At 71.5% G+C, this 16,558-nt stretch carries 15 protein-coding genes, 1 tRNA gene and 1 pseudogene; 11 read left to right on the top strand and 6 right to left on the bottom strand.

Features of this window, described 5'->3' with window-relative positions:
* Window positions 1-77 precede the first annotated feature (77 nt).
* Window positions 78-1,259: an SUKH-4 family immunity protein gene (locus ACH4VX_RS27885; RefSeq protein ID WP_398371105.1), complete on the top strand. Its 1,182-nt coding sequence runs from the start codon at window positions 78-80 to the stop codon at window positions 1,257-1,259.
* 124 nt (window positions 1,260-1,383) lie between these two features.
* On the opposite strand, the gene ACH4VX_RS27880 is transcribed toward ACH4VX_RS27885, so the two are convergent.
* Window positions 1,384-1,458: transfer RNA gene (locus ACH4VX_RS27880), tRNA-Cys, on the bottom strand.
* Between the two features lie 220 nt (window positions 1,459-1,678).
* On the opposite strand from ACH4VX_RS27880, the gene ACH4VX_RS27875 reads away from it, so the two are divergent.
* The 6 genes from ACH4VX_RS27875 (at window position 1,679) to ACH4VX_RS27850 (ending at window position 7,575) form a co-directional block, all read left to right on the top strand.
* Window positions 1,679-3,130 (top strand): MFS transporter, encoded by a 1,452-nt coding sequence (locus tag ACH4VX_RS27875; protein ID WP_398371104.1) that lies wholly within the window; start codon window positions 1,679-1,681, stop codon window positions 3,128-3,130.
* Window positions 3,131-3,166: 36 nt separating this feature from the next.
* Complete coding sequence (locus ACH4VX_RS27870; protein ID WP_398371102.1) at window positions 3,167-3,367, top strand: CopG family transcriptional regulator; 201 nt, start codon at window positions 3,167-3,169, stop codon at window positions 3,365-3,367.
* The gene (locus ACH4VX_RS27865; protein WP_398371100.1) at window positions 3,364-3,744 is read left to right on the top strand and encodes a type II toxin-antitoxin system death-on-curing family toxin; all 381 of its coding nucleotides are present in this window, start codon (window positions 3,364-3,366) and stop codon (window positions 3,742-3,744) included. Before ACH4VX_RS27870 ends, ACH4VX_RS27865 begins: the two co-directional genes overlap by 4 nt.
* A 126-nt stretch (window positions 3,745-3,870) precedes the next feature.
* Window positions 3,871-5,664: a DEAD/DEAH box helicase gene (locus ACH4VX_RS27860; RefSeq protein WP_398371099.1), complete on the top strand. Its 1,794-nt coding sequence runs from the start codon at window positions 3,871-3,873 to the stop codon at window positions 5,662-5,664.
* Between the two features lie 277 nt (window positions 5,665-5,941).
* A complete protein-coding gene (locus ACH4VX_RS27855; protein ID WP_073931606.1) occupies window positions 5,942-6,583 on the top strand; it encodes an IclR family transcriptional regulator in 642 nt (213 codons plus the stop codon).
* A 200-nt stretch (window positions 6,584-6,783) separates the two neighbouring features.
* The gene (locus tag ACH4VX_RS27850) at window positions 6,784-7,575 is read left to right on the top strand and encodes a S16 family serine protease (protein WP_398371097.1); all 792 of its coding nucleotides are present in this window, start codon (window positions 6,784-6,786) and stop codon (window positions 7,573-7,575) included.
* On the opposite strand, the gene ACH4VX_RS27845 is transcribed toward ACH4VX_RS27850, so the two are convergent.
* The 5 genes from ACH4VX_RS27845 to ACH4VX_RS27825 are packed head-to-tail and all read right to left on the bottom strand — an operon-like array spanning window position 7,572 to window position 11,806.
* On the bottom strand, window positions 7,572-8,537 hold the full coding sequence (locus ACH4VX_RS27845; RefSeq protein WP_398371096.1) for a glycine betaine ABC transporter substrate-binding protein: 966 nt from the start codon (window positions 8,535-8,537) through the stop codon (window positions 7,572-7,574). The genes ACH4VX_RS27850 and ACH4VX_RS27845 overlap by 4 nt on opposite strands.
* Window positions 8,534-9,409 (bottom strand): ABC transporter permease, encoded by an 876-nt coding sequence (locus ACH4VX_RS27840; protein WP_398371094.1) that lies wholly within the window; start codon window positions 9,407-9,409, stop codon window positions 8,534-8,536. The genes ACH4VX_RS27845 and ACH4VX_RS27840 overlap by 4 nt, the downstream gene beginning before the upstream one ends.
* Window positions 9,406-10,665, bottom strand: a complete 1,260-nt coding sequence (locus tag ACH4VX_RS27835; RefSeq protein WP_398371092.1) for a betaine/proline/choline family ABC transporter ATP-binding protein — start codon at window positions 10,663-10,665, stop codon at window positions 9,406-9,408. Before ACH4VX_RS27835 ends, ACH4VX_RS27840 begins: the two co-directional genes overlap by 4 nt.
* Window positions 10,658-11,305 carry an ABC transporter permease gene (locus tag ACH4VX_RS27830; protein ID WP_398371090.1) on the bottom strand — a complete coding sequence of 216 codons (648 nt, stop codon included), beginning with the start codon at window positions 11,303-11,305 and terminating at the stop codon, window positions 10,658-10,660. Before ACH4VX_RS27830 ends, ACH4VX_RS27835 begins: the two co-directional genes overlap by 8 nt.
* A 30-nt stretch (window positions 11,306-11,335) precedes the next feature.
* Window positions 11,336-11,806 carry an Lrp/AsnC family transcriptional regulator gene (locus tag ACH4VX_RS27825; protein ID WP_351999922.1) on the bottom strand — a complete coding sequence of 157 codons (471 nt, stop codon included), beginning with the start codon at window positions 11,804-11,806 and terminating at the stop codon, window positions 11,336-11,338.
* Window positions 11,807-11,928: 122 nt separating this feature from the next.
* Between ACH4VX_RS27825 and hppD the strand changes: the two genes are divergently transcribed.
* The 4 genes and pseudogenes from hppD (at window position 11,929) to ACH4VX_RS27805 (ending at window position 16,508) form a co-directional block, all read left to right on the top strand.
* Window positions 11,929-13,077 carry a 4-hydroxyphenylpyruvate dioxygenase gene (hppD, locus tag ACH4VX_RS27820; protein ID WP_398371088.1) on the top strand — a complete coding sequence of 383 codons (1,149 nt, stop codon included), beginning with the start codon at window positions 11,929-11,931 and terminating at the stop codon, window positions 13,075-13,077.
* A 15-nt stretch (window positions 13,078-13,092) separates the two neighbouring features.
* Window positions 13,093-13,500 (top strand): annotated as a pseudogene (locus ACH4VX_RS27815) (IS200/IS605 family accessory protein TnpB-related protein); the annotation flags it as partial.
* Window positions 13,497-14,912 (top strand): FAD-binding oxidoreductase, encoded by a 1,416-nt coding sequence (locus ACH4VX_RS27810; protein ID WP_398371087.1) that lies wholly within the window; start codon window positions 13,497-13,499, stop codon window positions 14,910-14,912. The pseudogene ACH4VX_RS27815 and the gene ACH4VX_RS27810, both read left to right, overlap by 4 nt.
* A gap of 114 nt (window positions 14,913-15,026) precedes the next feature.
* Window positions 15,027-16,508 carry an RDD family protein gene (locus tag ACH4VX_RS27805; protein ID WP_398371085.1) on the top strand — a complete coding sequence of 494 codons (1,482 nt, stop codon included), beginning with the start codon at window positions 15,027-15,029 and terminating at the stop codon, window positions 16,506-16,508.
* Window positions 16,509-16,558 lie beyond the last annotated feature (50 nt).

Genomic DNA, 16,558 nt, shown 5'->3' with positions numbered 1-16,558 from the left:
CGCGAGGGCCGGGGCCGTCCTGCCCGGGGCGGGGCGTTCGCGAACCCGGGGCCGAGCACACGTATCGCGGGGGAATCATGAGCACGACCGACACCGTTGCCACAGCGGCGATCACACTCACCGACGCCGACCTCGACCCGTACATCACGCACGCGTCCACGCGCGGCTGGCTGACCGGTCCCGGACTGCCCGCCGACAGCGGCCTGTTCAGCTTCGGGGAGCTGGCGCGGCAGGGCGGCCCGCGCACGGTGGGCGACTCGACGGGCGACCCCGGCGACCGGCTCTCCGCGGAGCTGCGGGACCAGCTGGTCATCGGCGGACTGCTGGGCCCGGCCGGTCCGGAGACGGAGTCGGTGCTGCTCGACGGGGCGACCGGCGAGGTGTCCACGACGTTCTTCTTCCACGACCGCCCCGACCTGATGGACCGCCGCCCGCTCGCCCCTTCCCTGCCGACGCTGGTGCGGTTCGCGGCGGCGACGGACGAACTGGCGGGGCTGCGCGGCCAGTTCGCCGCCTACGCGGGCCGCTACGGCACGAAGGCGGTCGCGGAGGCCTCCCGGCAGCTGCTGGCGGTGTTCGAGGAGGGCGCGGACGGCGAGCCGGCCCCCTTCTGGCGAATGGCCGCGCTGATCAGACCGCTGGCCCTGGTGGCGGGCCCCGGCACGCTCTCGGGACTCGCCCTGGACCTCCCGCTCCGCCTGCTGGACGACGAATTCGGCCGGGGCGGAGTGGTCCGCTTCGAGGAGGTCGACTTCCCCTCGACGCTCGACCACGAGCCGACCCGCCGCTTCCTGCGCGAGACGGGCCTGCCGGAGGACGGCTTCCTCTTCCAGCTGGACACCGACCTGCCGCTGCGCACCCTCGCGGAGTACTACGCCGACGAACGCGACGGCGAGCTCCCGCCCGGCCGGCTCCCCGCCCGCGCCGGCCACCTGATACGCCTGGGCCACCTGATCGAGGACAACAGCCTGGTCGTCGACGGCACCACGGGAGCGGTGCTCAACTGGAGCGAACCGGAAGGCGTCCTCCACCCGCTGAACACGGACATCTCCACCCTCGCCTTCACCCTCTGGCTGCTCCACCGCGAGCACGCCATCGACGAGGCGTCGGGTCACGCGCTGACCAGCGACACCTACGACCAGCTGGCACTGACGATGCTCCAGGTCCTGTCCTCCATCGACCCGACGGGCACCACCGCCGACGGCGACTGGCACTACTGGACGGAGCTCTTCCAGGACGAGGCGGGCGGGGTGCTTTAGCGCTCCGCTGGGGGGTTGGGTCGTTGACCGGCTGCGGCGCCGTTGCGGCTGGTCGCGCAGTTCCCCGCGCCCCTTCGGGGGCGCTGATGAGACGGGGACGCTTCGGAGAGCGACCCCGCCCGTGTGGAGGCCGTGGCGGGAATCGAACCCGCGTTATTCGATTTGCAGTCGAACCCCTGGGCCACTCGGGCACACGGCCGTGTCGGGGGCGAAGTGCCGTGCGGCGCCTTGCCGTTCCGAACCGGTGTGCCGACCGTACGGCGGGCCGGAGGCGGCGCTCAAGGAGATGCCGGGGCCCGCAATACGACTGCCACGCGCCGTTCATGAACGAAGGGTCCCGGTCCTACGACCAAGGTCCCGGTGCCGGTCCCGACCCCCGACAGGGGTCAAACCGTGCCGTGGCCCTTACTCTGGCGAACATGACCGCCCCGAACCCGCGTGACACCGATGTCGCCGAGCCCGCCGACGCCCCGCCCCCGCCCGTCGCCCCCGACGAGACCGTGCTGAGCAGCCCCTACCGGGCGCTGAGCATCGGGGTCGTCTCCGTGGTGCTGCTGATCGCCTTCGAGGCGACGGCGGTGGGTACGGCGATGCCGGTGGCGGCACGGGAGCTGGACGGGGTGTCGCTGTACGCGTTCGCGTTCTCGGGGTACTTCACGACCAGCCTGTTCGGCATGGTGCTGTCCGGCCAGTGGTCGGACCGGCGCGGCCCGCTCGGGCCGCTCGCCTGGGGCATCGCCTCCTTCGCGGCCGGTCTGCTGCTGGCCGGGACGGCCGGGGCGATGTGGCTGTTCATCCTGGGGCGGGCCGTGCAGGGACTCGGCGGCGGCCTGGTGATCGTCGCGCTGTACGTCATCGTCGGGCGGGCCTACCCGGAGCGGCTGCGTCCGGCGATCATGGCGGCGTTCGCGGCGAGCTGGGTGGTGCCGTCGATCGTCGGCCCGCTCGCCTCCGGCGCGGTGACGGAGCACATCGGCTGGCGCTGGGTGTTCCTCGGCATACCGGTGCTCGTGGTGTTCCCGCTGGCCCTCGCGCTGCCGCAGATACGGCGGCTGGCGTCGGGCCCGGTGAACGGGGGCGCCCCGGCCTCCTTCGACGGCCGCCGCATCCGCCTGGCCCTGGCGATCTCCCTCGGCGCGGGCCTGCTCCAGTACGCCGCGCAGGACCTGCGCCGGGCCTCCCTGCTGCCGGGCGCACTGGGCGTCGCGCTGCTCGTCCCGGCCGTGCTGGGCCTGCTCCCGCGCGGCACCTGCCGCGCGGCGCGCGGACTGCCCTCGGTCGTCCTCCTGCGCGGAGTCGCCGCCGGCTCCTTCATCGCGGCGGAGTCCTTCGTCCCGCTGATGCTGGTCACCCAGCGCGGCCTCAGCCCGACCCTCGCCGGCTTCTCCCTCGCGGCCGGCGGCGGCACCTGGGCCCTGGGCTCCTGGGTGCAGTCCCGACCCCGCCTGGAACCGCACCGGGAGCGCCTGATGACCCTCGGCATGGTCCTGGTGGCGGCGGCCATCGCCGGAGCCCCCAGCGTGCTGATCGACGACGTGCCCGCCTGGACGGTGGCGGTCGCCTGGGCCTTCGGCTGCTTCGGCATGGGCCTGGTGATCTCCTCCACCAGCGTCCTGCTGCTCCAGCTCTCGGCCCCCGCGGAAGCCGGCACCAACTCCGCCGCCCTCCAGATCTCCGACGGCCTGTCCAACGTCATCCTGCTGGCCGCCGGGGGAGCGGCCTTCGCGGCCCTCGGCGGCGGCACGGTCAGCCACACGGCCACGGAGGCCACGGGCTCCCACCCGGCCGCCTTCGCCGTGGTGTTCCTGCCGATGGCGGCGGTGGCGCTGGCGGGGGCGTGGGTGGCCACGCGGGTGAGAGCGGTTGTGTAGTACCACTTCGGTATCAAGTGGTGGTACCGTTTTGGTATGGCTATGAACCTGCGTCTTCGTGACGACCAGACGGAAGCTCTCAAGCTGCGCGCCGACGAGGAGGGCGTCAGCATGCACGCGATACTGCTGCGGGCTGTGGACGATTATCTGACGCGGACCGCGCACCAGGCGCTGGTGCGTAAGGCCGCCAAGGAGCAGACCGCCAAGTGGGCCGAACTGCTGGAGCGGCTGAAGTGACGTACGTCTACCTTCAGGCCGAGGACGTCCTGGCCATTGCCGAGGACGCCGTTGACGACCAGCAAGTCACCGTGCGCGATGCGGGGCTGCTGGAGTCGGCTGTACATCGCCCTTCGGCTTCCATGTTCGGGCAGGAGGCCTACGCCGACCTGTTCGACAAGGCGGCGGCACTCCTGCAGTCCCTGGTCATCAATCACCCTTTCGTCGACGGAAACAAACGCACGGCGTGGGTGTCCTGTGTCGTCTTCCTGGCGATGAACGAGGTGCAGTTGCGCCCCGACATTGACGCGGCCGAACGCCTGGTCATCGCTGTGGCGACCGGCAGCCTGGATGAGATCAAAGCCATCTCCGAAGTGCTGAGGGACCTGGCTGAGTAGGGCGATGTGACCTGAGTCCCATCCCGGGCGGTCTCGGCCCCGTACCGGCGTTGACACCACCGGGCCATCGGTAGGGTGGCCCGGTTGTCATACGCAGACGCGCCGCCCGACCCACCCCCGGAGATCGTGACTACCACCGCCGGCACCGCCTCGCACCACCTGTCCCCGGCCTTCCCCGGACGTGCCCCCTGGGGTACGGCCGGCAAGCTGCGCGCCTGGCAGCAGAAGGCGATGGAGAAGTACATCCAGGCGCAGCCCAGGGACTTCCTGGCCGTGGCCACCCCCGGCGCCGGCAAGACGACCTTCGCGCTGACGCTGGCGTCCTGGCTGCTGCACCACCACGTCGTGCAGCAGGTGACCGTCGTCGCGCCCACCGAGCACCTGAAGAAGCAGTGGGCCGAGGCCGCCGCGCGGATAGGCATCAAGCTCGACCCCGAGTACAGCGCGGGCCCGCTCGGCAAGGACTACGACGGGATCGCGATCACGTACGCCGGTGTCGGCGTCCGCCCCATGCTGCACCGCAACCGCGTCGAGCAGCGCAAGACCCTCGTCATCCTCGACGAGATCCACCACGCCGGTGACTCCAAGTCCTGGGGCGAGGCCTGTCTGGAGGCGTTCGAGCCGGCCACCCGGCGGCTCGCGCTCACCGGTACGCCGTTCCGCTCCGACACCAACCCCATCCCCTTCGTGGTGTACGAGGAGGGCGACGACGGGATCCGGCGGTCGTCCGCCGACTACACCTACGGGTACGGCTCCGCCCTCGCCGACAACGTCGTCCGCCCCGTCATCTTCATGTCGTACAGCGGCAACATGCGCTGGCGCACCAAGGCCGGCGACGAGATCGAGGCCCGCCTCGGCGAGCCCATGACCAAGGACGCCGTCAGCCAGGCCTGGCGCACCGCGCTGGACCCGCGCGGTGAGTGGATGCCGGCCGTGCTGCGCGCCGCCGACCAGCGCCTCACCGAGGTCCGCAAGGCCATCCCGGACGCCGGTGCCCTCGTCATCGCCGCCGACCAGGACTCCGCGCGGGCGTACGCCAAGCTGATCCGCGAGATCACCGGCAGCAGGGCCACCGTCGTCCTGTCCGACGACGCCGGCGCCTCGAAGAACATCGACACGTTCAGCGGGAACACCGACCGCTGGATGGTCGCCGTCCGCATGGTGTCCGAGGGCGTCGACGTACCGCGCCTCGCGGTCGGCGTGTACGCCACCACCATCTCCACCCCGCTGTTCTTCGCCCAGGCCGTCGGCCGTTTCGTACGGTCCCGGCGGCGCGGCGAGACCGCGTCCGTGTTCCTGCCGACCATCCCGGACCTGCTCGGCTTCGCCAACGAGATGGAGCGCGAGCGCGACCACGTCCTCGACAAGCCCAAGAAGGAGGGCGAGGAGGACCCGTACGCCGAGTCCGAGAAGGAGATGGAGGAGGCGAACCGGGAGCAGGACGAGGACACCGGTGAGCAGGACATGCTGCCCTTCGAGGCGCTGGAGTCCGACGCCGTCTTCGACCGGGTGATGTACAACGGCGCCGAGTTCGGCATGCAGGCCCACCCCGGCAGCGACGAGGAGCAGGACTACCTCGGCATCCCCGGCCTCCTCGAACCCGACCAGGTGCAGCTGCTGCTCCAGAAGCGGCAGGCCCGGCAGATCGCGCACAGCCGCAAGAAGCCGGACACCGAGGCCGACCTGCTCGAACTGCCCGCCGAGCGGCGGCCCGTGGTCTCCCACAAGGAGATGATGGAGCTGCGCAAGAAGCTCAACAACCTCGTCGGCGCGTACGTCCACCAGAGCGGCAAACCGCACGGCGTGATCCACACCGAGCTGCGCCGGGTCTGCGGCGGCCCGCCCTCGGCCGAGGCCACGGCGGGACAGCTGCGCCAGCGGATCGAAAAGGTGCAGGAGTGGGCCACGCGCATGCGGTGACTCCGCGTGTACGTATGAGGACAAACGGCACCACTTCCCTGTGAGAGTGCCCGGATTCTGGACGGAGCCTTCCGCTGACCGAACCGGCTCGCTACTGTCCCCGCTACGCACACGCCCCGTGGCAGCGCCGCCGCGGAGCGCAGCCGTGAAGCGACTGTGCCCGGGTCAAGGCCGGGCCGCCGGCCGATCGGCGGCCTCTGAAGCGCGTGACCGACGGGACTCGGTGACGCATCTGCCGCGAGGGGACCGCCGACCTCACCACTAAGGAGTGGGCGTCGTGACCGCGGAGACCTCTCAGACGCTCGACAGGGGACTGCGTGTCCTCAAGCTGCTGGCCGATACGGACCACGGGCTGACCGTCACCGAGCTTTCCCACAAACTGGGCGTGAACCGGACTGTCGTATACCGGTTGCTCGCCACACTGGAGCAGCACGCTCTCGTACGCCGTGACCTCGGCGGACGGGCCCGGGTCGGGCTGGGTGTGCTGAGGCTGGGCCGACAGGTGCACCCGCTGGTGCGGGAGGCCGCGATGCCGGCGCTGCGGTCGCTGGCGGAGGACATCGGGGCGACCGCGCATCTGACCCTGGTCGACGGCGCGGAGGCGTTGGCGGTGGCCGTGGTGGAACCGTCGTGGACGGACTACCACGTGGCGTACCGGGCCGGGTTCCGGCATCCGCTGGACCGGGGGGCCGCGGGGAAGGCGATCCTGGCCGCCCGGCAGCGGGCGGCGGACGAGCCGGGGTACACGCTGACGCACGGGGAGCTGGAGGCCGGGGCGTGCGGGGCGGCCGCGCCGCTGCTCGGGGTGACCGGGGTCGAGGGCAGCGTGGGTGTGGTCATGCTGGCGGAGGTCGTTCCCGAGCGGGTGGGGACGAGGGTGATGGACGCGGCGCGGGAGGTGGCGGAGGCACTGCGCTGACGCCTGCGCGGCTGTGGGCGGGCCTCACCGGTGCCTCACCGGTGCCTGCCGGGAGGAGATCGCGCAGCCCGGCGCTCACGGGGTGCTGTCCGCGCCCACCCGTGCCGCCCTGCGGCACGACTGCCCGCGGGGCGGGTGCCTGCGGGGCGGGTGCCCCTGTGGGGGGACTGCCCGTAGCGGAGGCACGTTAGATTGACTCCGTGTTCTCCCGCCTCACGCGTCCCCAAGCCCTCGCCGTCCTGGCCGCCCCCGTCGCCGCGCTGCTGGCCACAGCCGCGTTCGCACCGCTCCCCTTCTCCGTCGCGCAGCCCGGCATGACCGCGAACGTGCTCGGCGAGAACAAGGGCACCCAGGTCATCACGATCACCGGCGCCCCCGTACGGGAGACCAGCGGGCAGCTGCGGATGACCACCATCGAGGCGACCTCCCCGGACACCCGCGTCGACCTCCCGGACGTCATCGACAGCTGGTTCGGCACCGACCGGGCGGTCATGCCCCGTGACTCCGTCTACCCCAGCGGGGACAGCGTCAAGGAGATCGAACGGTACAACCGTGAGCAGATGGAGGAGTCCCAGGACGAGGCCACCCGGGCCGCCCTGAACCACCTGAACCGCGAGGACGACGGCATCGAGGTCACCCTCGAACTCGCCGACGTCGGCGGCCCCAGCGCCGGCCTGCTGTTCTCCCTCGGCATCGTCGACAAGCTGAACGGCGACGGCAGCGGCGGCGACCTCACCGGCGGCCGGGTCATCGCCGGCACGGGCACGATCGACGCGGACGGCACCGTCGGCGCGGTCGGCGGCGTACCCCTGAAGACGCAGGCGGCCAAGCGGGACGGCGCCACCGTCTTCCTGGTGCCGAAGGACGAGTGCTCCGACGCCCGGGCCGAACTCCCCGAAGGGCTGCGCCTCGTCCCGGTCACCACCCTCAAGAGCGCCGTCGACGCCCTGGTCGCCCTGGAGAAGGGCACCGGGAAAGTCCCCGGCTGCTAGCCCTCCTTGACGAACCCCTCCTCCACCATCCAGTCCAGCGCCACCTCGTGCGGGTCCTCCCCGCCGACGTCCACCTTGGCGTTGAGGTCCTGCGCCACGGTGTTGTCGAGCTTCGCCGTCACCGGGGCGAGGACCTCCGCGATGGCCGGCCACTTCTCGAAGGTGTCGAAGTTGACCGTCGGGGCCGCGTTGTAGTTGGGGAAGAACTTCCTGTCGTCCTCCATCACCACCAGGTTCATGGACTTGATGCGCCCGTCGGTCGTGAAGACCTCGCCGTACGTGCAGGCGCCCTTGGCCGTCTGGGTGTAGATGATCCCGGTGTCCATCTGCGTGACGTCGCGCGCCGGGATGTTCATGCCGTACGCCTTCTCCATGCCCGGCAGCCCGTCCGCGCGGTTGGCGAACTCGCCCTCCACGCACAGCGTCACCGCGCCCGGATCGGACTTCGCCAGCTCCGCCACCTCGGAGAGGGTCCGCGTGCGGTACTTCTCGTAGTTCGCCTGGTTCATGGCGAGGGCGTAGGTGTTGTTCAGCTCCGACGGCTCCAGCCAGGTCACCCCGTTCTTCACGTCCGCGTCGCGCACCGCCTCCCACTGCTTGCGCGGATCCGGGATCGGCTTGCTGTTGCCCTGGTACGTGATCCACGCCGTGCCCGTGTACTCGAACCCGGCGTCCGCCTCGCCGTTGACGACCGCCTCCCGGGAGCCGACCGAGCCCTGGATGCCGGTCCGGTCGATGACCTCCGCGCCCGCCGCCTGGAAGGCGATGCCCATGATCGCGCCGAGGACGAGCTGCTCGGTGAACTCCTTCGACGTGACGGTGAGCTTCGCGCCCTCCAGCGGCTTCCCCCTGCCGACCGATCCCGGTTCCACGTCGTCGACCATGGGGGAACCGCTGGTCAGCCCGCAGCCCGAGGCCGCCGCCAGCAGCGCCCCGGCCAGGAACAGGCGGACACCTCTCATGCACCGGCCTCCAGACCCCGCGGCCGCAGCAGCAGCTCCGCCAGGGAGGCCAGCCAGTCCACCAGCAGCGCGAGCACGACGGTGAGGACCGAGCCCACCACCAGTACCGGCATCCGCTGGCTGGTGATCCCGGTGGTGATCAGTACGCCCAGCCCGCCGCCCCCGCCGAAGGTCGCCAGCGTCGCCGTGCCGACGTTCAGGACGAGCGCCGTCCGCACCCCCGCCAGGATGAGGGGGACGGCCAGCGGCAGCTCCACCCGCGTGAGCACGCCCATCGGGGACATGCCGATGCCGCGCGCCGCCTCCAGCAGCGTCGGGTCGTTGGCCCGCAGACCCGCGATGGTGTTGGACAGCACCGGCAGGATGGCGTAGGCGATGATGCCGATCAGGGCCGCCCTGCGGCCGATGCCCAGCCAGATCACCAGCAGCGCCAGCAGACCGATCGCCGGGGTGGCCTGGCCCATGTTGGCCAGCGCCATCGCCGCCGGAGTGGCCCTGCGGAACATGCGGCGGGTCAGCAGGATGCCCAGCGGGATCGCGATGATCAGCACGAAGAACGTCGAGATCACGGTGAGCTCGATGTGCTGCCACAGCGCCTTGGACACCTGCCCGTTCGACAGCGCGTTCCGGGTGAGCGCGTCGAGGTCCGCCTGCTCGAACCACAGCCAGGTCGCGAGCAGTACGGCGATCAGCGCCACCGGCAGGAACGTCAGCTTCTGCCAGGTCATCCGGGGCGGCTTCGCGGCCGGGGGCGGGGGAGCGGCCTCCGCCTCGTCCGGCGACCCGCCGCCCTCGTCGCGGAAGACGTGGCCCCGCACCTCGTGCTCGCCCTCGGGCCGCCGCCCGGAAGAGCCGGAAGGGGAGGCCCTCACGCCTTCGCCTCCCCGCCGAAGCCCTCCTGCTCGGCGTGCGTCTGCGCGGACCGCTGCTCCTCGAGGTCGTGCTGGGCGTCCATCGCCTCCAGCCGGTCCGCCTCCAGCAGTTCGTGCACGGAGTTCATCAGCGTCTCCACGTCCACGACACCCTCGTACGCGCCACGCCGCCCGGTGACCGGGACCCGGCCGGTGTTGTCGGTGAGGACCGCCTCCAGCGCGTCCCGCAGGGTCGCGTCCTGGGTCACCGTGTCGTGCACCAGCGCGCCCGCGCGGGCCAGTGAACCCTTGGCGCGCATCATGTCGCCGCGCCGCAGCCACTTGTAGGGGCGGCCCCGCTTGTCGAGCACCAGCACCTCGTTGGTGCCGCCGGAGCGGAGCCTGGTGAAGATCTCCTGAAGCGGGTCGTCGACGCTCACCGTCGGATAGTCGGTGATCCCCACGTCCCGCACCCGGGTGAGGTTGAGCCGCTTCAGCGCCGCCCCGGCACCCACGAACCCGGACACGAAGTCGTCGGCGGGGTTGGTGAGGATCGCCTCCGGGGTGTCGAACTGGGCGATGTGGGAGCGTTCGCGCAGCACCGCGATCCGGTCACCGATCTTGATCGCCTCGTCGAAGTCGTGGGTGACGAAGACGATCGTCTTGTGCAGCTCCCGCTGGAGCCGGATCAGCTCGTCCTGGAGGTGGTCCCGGGTGATCGGGTCGACCGCGCCGAACGGCTCGTCCATCAGCAGCACCGGCGGGTCCGCCGCCAGCGCCCGCGCCACCCCCACCCGCTGCTGCTGACCGCCGGAGAGCTGACGCGGATAGCGGCCGTGGAACTCGCCCGGGTCCAGACCGACCAGGTCCAGCATCTCCTCCACCCGGGCCCGCACCCGGGCCGCCGGCCAGCGCAGCATCCTCGGCACCAGCGCGATGTTCTGCGCCACCGTCATGTGCGGGAACAGCCCGCTCGCCTGGATCGCGTACCCGATCTTGCGGCGCAGCCGCACCGGGTCCATGTCGGTGACGTCCTCGTCGCCGATGCGGATCCGGCCGCCCGTCGGCTCGATCAGCCGGTTGACCATCTTCAGGAGGGTGGACTTCCCGCAGCCCGAAGGGCCGACGAGGACCACCGTCTCGCCCGCCCTGATGTCCATGCTGACGTTGTCGACGGCCGGCAGCGCACTGCCCGGATACCGCTTGGTCAGGCCCTCCAGCTCGATGGTCGCCCCGATCGACCCGGACTCCGTCTCGGGCGTCCCAGCGTCAGGCACGGATCCCCCCGGAAATGGTCAGCCGCCCGATCAACACGTACGCGGCGTCGAACAACAGGGCGAGGACGACGATCCCGAGCGTGCCCGCGAGCACCTGGTTCAGCGCGTTCCTGCTGCCCAGTGAGGCGATCCCGCGGAAGATCAGGTTGCCCAGGCCGGGACCGGAGGCGTACGCGGCGATGGCGGCGATGCCCATCAGCATCTGGGTGGAGACCCGGATGCCGGTCAGGATCGGCGGCCAGGCCAGCGGCAGCTCCACCCGGGCCAGCCGCGCCACGCGCGACATGCCGATCCCCTTGGCCGCGTCCACCAGCGACGGGTCGACCCCGCGCAGCCCCACGATCGCGTTCCGCACGATCGGCAGCAGCCCGTACAGCGTCAGCGCGATCACCGTCGGCGGCACCCCGAGCCCCACCACCGGGATCAGCAGACCGATCATGGCCAGCGCCGGAATGGTCAGCAGGGTGGCGGTGGTGGTCGTGGCCAGGTTGCCCGCCCACTCGCTGCGGTAGGTGGCCACCCCGATCAGCACACCGAGCAGCGTCGCCACCACCATGCACTGGAAGACGACACTGGCGTGCTGGTAGGCGTCGGTGAGCAGCTGCTGATGGCGGCTGCCCAGGTACTCCCAGAAGTTCACGTCCGCTCACCCCAGCTCGGCCAGGTCGGTTCACTCGCCGAGCGCGGCCTGCTCCACCAGCGGGATGATCCGCAGCGGAACGGGGTTCTCCATGACGATCGCCGTGGAGGCCCGGACGATGCCATCAAAACCGACGACGCGGTCGATCACCCGCTGGAGATCGGCATTGGAGCGCGCCACGAGGCGGCACAGCATGTCCCCGGTGCCGGTGGTGGTGTGCAGCTCCAGCACCTCCGGAACGGTTGCCAAGTGGGCCCGTACGTCGGCTCCTTGGCCCTGCCGGATCTGCAGCGTGGCGAACGCCGTGACGGGATAGCCGAGGGCCGCCGGATCCACCTCGGGGCCGAATCCGCGGATGACTCCGTTCGACTGAAGCCGGTCCAGCCGGGCCTGCACGGTGCCCCGCGCCACCCCGAGCCGCCGTGACATCTCCAGCACCCCGATCCGCGGCTCACGCGCCAGCAGCAGGATGATCCGCCCGTCCAGATGATCGATCGCCATACCGGTCTCCCCAGTGGTCATCCTGTACAGAAAGCCCGCATGCGGGCGCGTCCGGTTGGACACATTGCCCAGTGAACAGGCGAACTATTGCGCACCTTGCAGAGCTGGCCCACCCTGCCCCTATGACGCAGACCACACACCACACTCCCGCAGCGACCGCCCGGCAGGCCGACCTCTTCCCGGTCAAGGGAATGGACGCGGTCGTCTTCGCCGTGGGCAACGCCAAGCAGGCGGCGCACTACTACTCCACCGCCTTCGGCATGAAGCTGGTCGCCTACTCCGGACCGGAGAACGGCAGCCGCGAGACCGCCGCCTACGTCCTGGAGAGCGGCTCGGCCCGCTTCGTCCTCACCTCGGTGATCAAGCAGTCCACCGAGTGGGGCGCCTTCCTCTCCGACCACGTGGCCGCGCACGGCGACGGCGTCGTCGACCTCGCCATCGAGGTCCCGGACGCGCGCGCAGCGTACGCCTACGCCGTCGAGCACGGCGCCCGCTCCGTCGCCGAGCCGTACGAGCTGAAGGACGAGCACGGCACCGTCGTCCTGGCCGCGATCGCCACGTACGGCGAGACCCGCCACACGCTGGTCGAGCGCGGCGGCTACGACGGCCCGTACCTGCCCGGGTACGTCGCCGCCGACCCGATCGTCGAGCCCCCGGCCCAGCGCAGCTTCCAGGCCGTCGACCACTGCGTCGGCAACGTCGAGCTCGGCCGGATGAACGAGTGGGTGGAGTTCTACAACAAGGTCATGGGCTTCACGAACATGAAGGAGTTCGTGGGCGACGACATCGCCACCGAGTACAGCGCGCTGATGTCGAAGGTGGTCGCCGACGGCACGCTCAAGGTCAAGTTCCCGATCAACGAGCCCGCCATCGCCAAGAAGAAGTCCCAGATCGACGAGTACCTGGAGTTCTACGGCGGCGCGGGCGTCCAGCACATCGCGCTGAACACCAACGACATCGTGCAGACGGTCCGCCAGATGCGCGCGTCCGGCGTCCGGTTCCTGGACACCCCCGACTCGTACTACGACACCCTCGGCGAGTGGGCGGGCGAGACCCGGGTGCCGGTCGAGACGCTGCGCGAGCTGAAGATCCTCGTCGACCGCGACGAGGACGGCTACCTGCTGCAGATCTTCACCAAGCCGGTCCAGGACCGCCCGACGGTCTTCTTCGAACTCATCGAACGCCACGGCTCGATGGGCTTCGGCAAGGGCAACTTCAAGGCCCTCTTCGAGGCCATCGAACGAGAGCAGGAAAAGCGCGGCAACCTGTAACACCCCTTCGCGACAGTGGCCACGGCTGCCCGCTCCCGCTGGGGCGCCGAACACCGGCGGAAGCCCCTCACTGCCACCCGCCGCAGGACCACCCGCCATGACGCAGCCGCCGTGGCGATCGGACGACGCGCCCTGGGACACCCGGTCCGGCGCCGGACGGCACCGCCCCCACACGACCGGAGTGATCGTGTGGGGCATCGGACCGTCCGGGCCGCACCAGGCGCCCCGGGGCGTGAGGGAGCCCGCCCCCGCATTCCCGGACCACGGACACGATCCGTGTCGCCGGAGGCGGAGCGAACGCGGGCGACCAGCGCATCCAAAACCGTTTGGGATGTACCAGTTATGCGGGTTTGGGTCCAAGACTCACTTCTGCTCGCTGATGAGGAACGGTTCACAGCGATGGCTCCCGGTGTCACGCTGTGATCATGAGCCGTATCGAAGCGCGACGCGATGAAGACACGGTGGCGGCCGGCCCCCTCGTCGACCGGCTGCTCGGCGGCCTGCCCCCCGAGGCCGTCCTCACCGACCCCGACGTCACGGCCTCCTACGCCCACGACATGGCGAGCTTCTGCCCGGCCGGCAGTCCCGCGGTGGTGGTCCTGCCGCGCACGGTCGAGCAGGTCCAGCACGTCATGCGCACCGCCACCGAGCTGTGCGTCCCCGTCGTCCCGCAGGGCGCCCGCACCGGCCTGTCCGGCGCCGCCAACGCCACCGACGGCTGTGTCGTGCTCTCCCTGACGAAGATGGACCGCATCCTGGAGGTCAACCCGGTCGACCGGGTCGCCGTCGTCGAACCCGGCGTCGTCAACGCCACCCTCTCCCGCGCGGTGAACGAACACGGCCTGTACTACCCTCCCGACCCCTCCAGCTGGGAGACGTGCACCATCGGCGGCAACATCGGCACCGCGTCGGGCGGGCTGTGCTGCGTGAAGTACGGGGTGACGGCCGAGTACGTCCTAGGTCTCGACGTCGTCCTGGCCGACGGCCGCCTGATGCCCACCGGCCGCCGCACCGCCAAGGGCGTCGCCGGATACGACCTGACCCGCCTGTTCGTCGGCTCCGAGGGCTCCCTCGGCATCGTCGTCCGCGCGGTCCTCGCCCTGCGGCCCCGGCCGCCCGAGCAGCTGGTCCTGGCCGCCGAGTTCGCCTCCGGCGCCGCCGCCTGCGACGCCGTGTGCCGCATCATGGCCGACGGCCACGTCCCCTCCCTCCTCGAACTGATGGACCGTACGACGGTCAAGGCCGTCAACGACATGGCCCGCATGGGCCTCCCGGAGTCCACCGAGGCCCTGCTGCTCGCCGCCTTCGACACCACCGACCCGGCAGTCGACCTCGCCGCCGTCGGTGCGCTGTGCGAGGCCGCCGGCGCCACCCGGGTCGTGCCGGCCGAGGACGCCGCCGAGTCCGAACTGCTGCTCCAGGCACGGCGGATGTCCCTGGTCGCCCTCGAAGCGGTCAAGGGCACGACGATGATCGACGACGTGTGCGTGCCCCGCTCCCGGCTCGGCGAGCTCATCGACGGCGTCGAGCGGATCTCCGAGAAGTACCGGCTCACCATCGGCGTCGTCGCCCACGCCGGCGACGGCAACACCCACCCGACGGTCTGCTTCGACGCGTCGGACCCCGAGGAGTCGCGGCGGGCGAGGGAGTCCTTCGACGAGATCATGGCGCTCGGCCTGGAACTCGGCGGCACCATCACCGGCGAACACGGAGTCGGCGTACTGAAGAAGGAGTGGCTGGCGCGCGAGATCGGCCCCGTGGGACTGGAGATGCAGCGGGCAGTCAAGCAGGTCTTCGACCCGCTGGGCATTCTCAACCCGGGCAAGCTCTTCTGAACGAGAAGGTGCCCGAAAAGGGTGGGGTCCGGCCGGACGGGCGGTCAGGTCCCCGCCCGTCTGATAGATGTGGTTCCCCCCGACCCACCCACCGAGCAGATACGGGACGACGGAATGAGTGCCCCAACCCCGGCCCCGGGCGACGACAGGCCCCGCGAAGGGTACTACCCGGACCCGTCCATTCCTGGATATGTCCGGTACTGGAACGGTGCCTCCTGGGTACCGGGCACGAGCCGTCCGGCGCCCAAGGACGGTGAGTCCCTCGCACCACCGTCCGGCGCGGGCCCGGCGCGGCCCTCCGTCGAGGAGACCGGACCGCACTTCTTCGACGAGGACCCGCCCGAGGAACCGTCCCCGGCCTTCCCGCAGCCGGCCTCTTCGTCCCCGGCCTCTTCGTCCCCGGCCTCTTCGTCCCAGGCTTCTTCGTCCCAGGCCGACTCCCAGCACGGCAGCCGGCCCGAGCCCGCCTCGGCGTGGGGCGCCGACCGCTCCCACCAGACCGGCTTCGGCGGCGACCAGGACCGCAAGGTCTCCTGGGGCGCCGACCCGAGGGTGCCGCACACGGCCTCGCCGTCCGCATCCTCCGCACCCTCCGCACCGGAGACCGGGCCCGCGGGCGCGGACACCCCGGACGAGCAGGCGGAGGCCGCCTCGGGCAACACCTTCGTGTTCCGTAGGCCGGCGCCGAAGCCGCGGCAGGAGACCGGGGCCCCCGACGGAGAACGCGCGGACGAGGGCACGATGACGTTCCGCGCCGTCACCCCGCGCACGGGACAGGGCCCCGCAGGGCAGCAGGCGGGCTCCGCCGCCCCCGGGCGGCCCGGGTTCGGGGCCGGGAAGGCGGCAGCCGCCCGTGCCGCTGCCGCCACGGCACCGTCCGGACCCCAGCAGGCCACCGCCCCGACCGTGCCCCCGCAGACCCCGGGCGCGGCGGGGGCGGCGCCCCGGCCCGCCGCTGCCGCCTCCGCGCCCCTGACGAGCGGCGCCGGCGGGGGCCAGTCCTCCTGGGCGCAGCAGGTGCACCGGCTGGCCGGCGGTGAGGAGCCGCCCGTCGCGCCCTGGAAGCCGCCGGTCGAGGACGTCTTCCAGGCCGCCGCCCGGCGCCAGGCCGCGGCCCGCCCCGCCGCGCTCGGCAGGCGGCTGGCCGCCCGGCTGCTGGACACCGTCGTCCTCGGCGCCGTCACTGCCGTGGCCGCCGTACCGCTCGGCATCAAGGCCATGGACCACACCGAGGCGAAGATCGACGCGGCCAAGCTGTCCGGCGAGACCGTCACCGTCTGGCTGCTCGACGGCACCACCTCCGTACACCTCGGCATCGTCCTCGCCGTCCTGCTCCTCGCCGGTGTCCTCCTCGAGGTGGTGCCGACCGTCAAGTGGGGCCGCACCCTGGGCAAGAAGCTGCTGGGCATCGAGGTGCGGGACATCGAGGGGCACGAGGCGCCGTCCTTCGGCGCGGCCCTGCGCCGCTGGCTCGTCTACAGCGTCCCCGGGCTGCTCGTCGTCGGTGTCGTCGGTGTCCTGTGGTGCCTGTTCGACAAGCCCTGGCGCCAGTGCTGGCACGACAAGGCCGCGCACACGTTCGTCGCCGCCGGCTGAGTCCGCGTCACCCGTACCGCCGGTACTCCGGACGGCCGCTCGCCGGATGC

The sequence above is a fragment of the Streptomyces sp. NPDC020731 genome, from assembly GCF_044334705.1.
Classification (GTDB): Bacteria; Actinomycetota; Actinomycetes; order Streptomycetales; family Streptomycetaceae; genus Streptomyces.
This window is presented reverse-complemented; position numbering and strand designations above follow the sequence as displayed.

Excerpts from the sequence above, each read along its gene's own strand:
- ACH4VX_RS27885 (WP_398371105.1), top strand. The coding sequence starts at position 78 with ATGAGCACGACCGACACCGTTGCCACAGCGGCGATCACACTCACCGAC.
- ACH4VX_RS27875 (WP_398371104.1), top strand. The coding sequence starts at position 1,679 with ATGACCGCCCCGAACCCGCGTGACACCGATGTCGCCGAGCCCGCCGAC.
- ACH4VX_RS27870 (WP_398371102.1), top strand. The coding sequence starts at position 3,167 with ATGGCTATGAACCTGCGTCTTCGTGACGACCAGACGGAAGCTCTCAAG.
- ACH4VX_RS27845 (WP_398371096.1), bottom strand. The coding sequence starts at position 8,537 with ATGAGAGGTGTCCGCCTGTTCCTGGCCGGGGCGCTGCTGGCGGCGGCC.
- ACH4VX_RS27825 (WP_351999922.1), bottom strand. The coding sequence starts at position 11,806 with ATGGCGATCGATCATCTGGACGGGCGGATCATCCTGCTGCTGGCGCGT.
- hppD (WP_398371088.1), top strand. The coding sequence starts at position 11,929 with ATGACGCAGACCACACACCACACTCCCGCAGCGACCGCCCGGCAGGCC.
- ACH4VX_RS27805 (WP_398371085.1), top strand. The coding sequence starts at position 15,027 with ATGAGTGCCCCAACCCCGGCCCCGGGCGACGACAGGCCCCGCGAAGGG.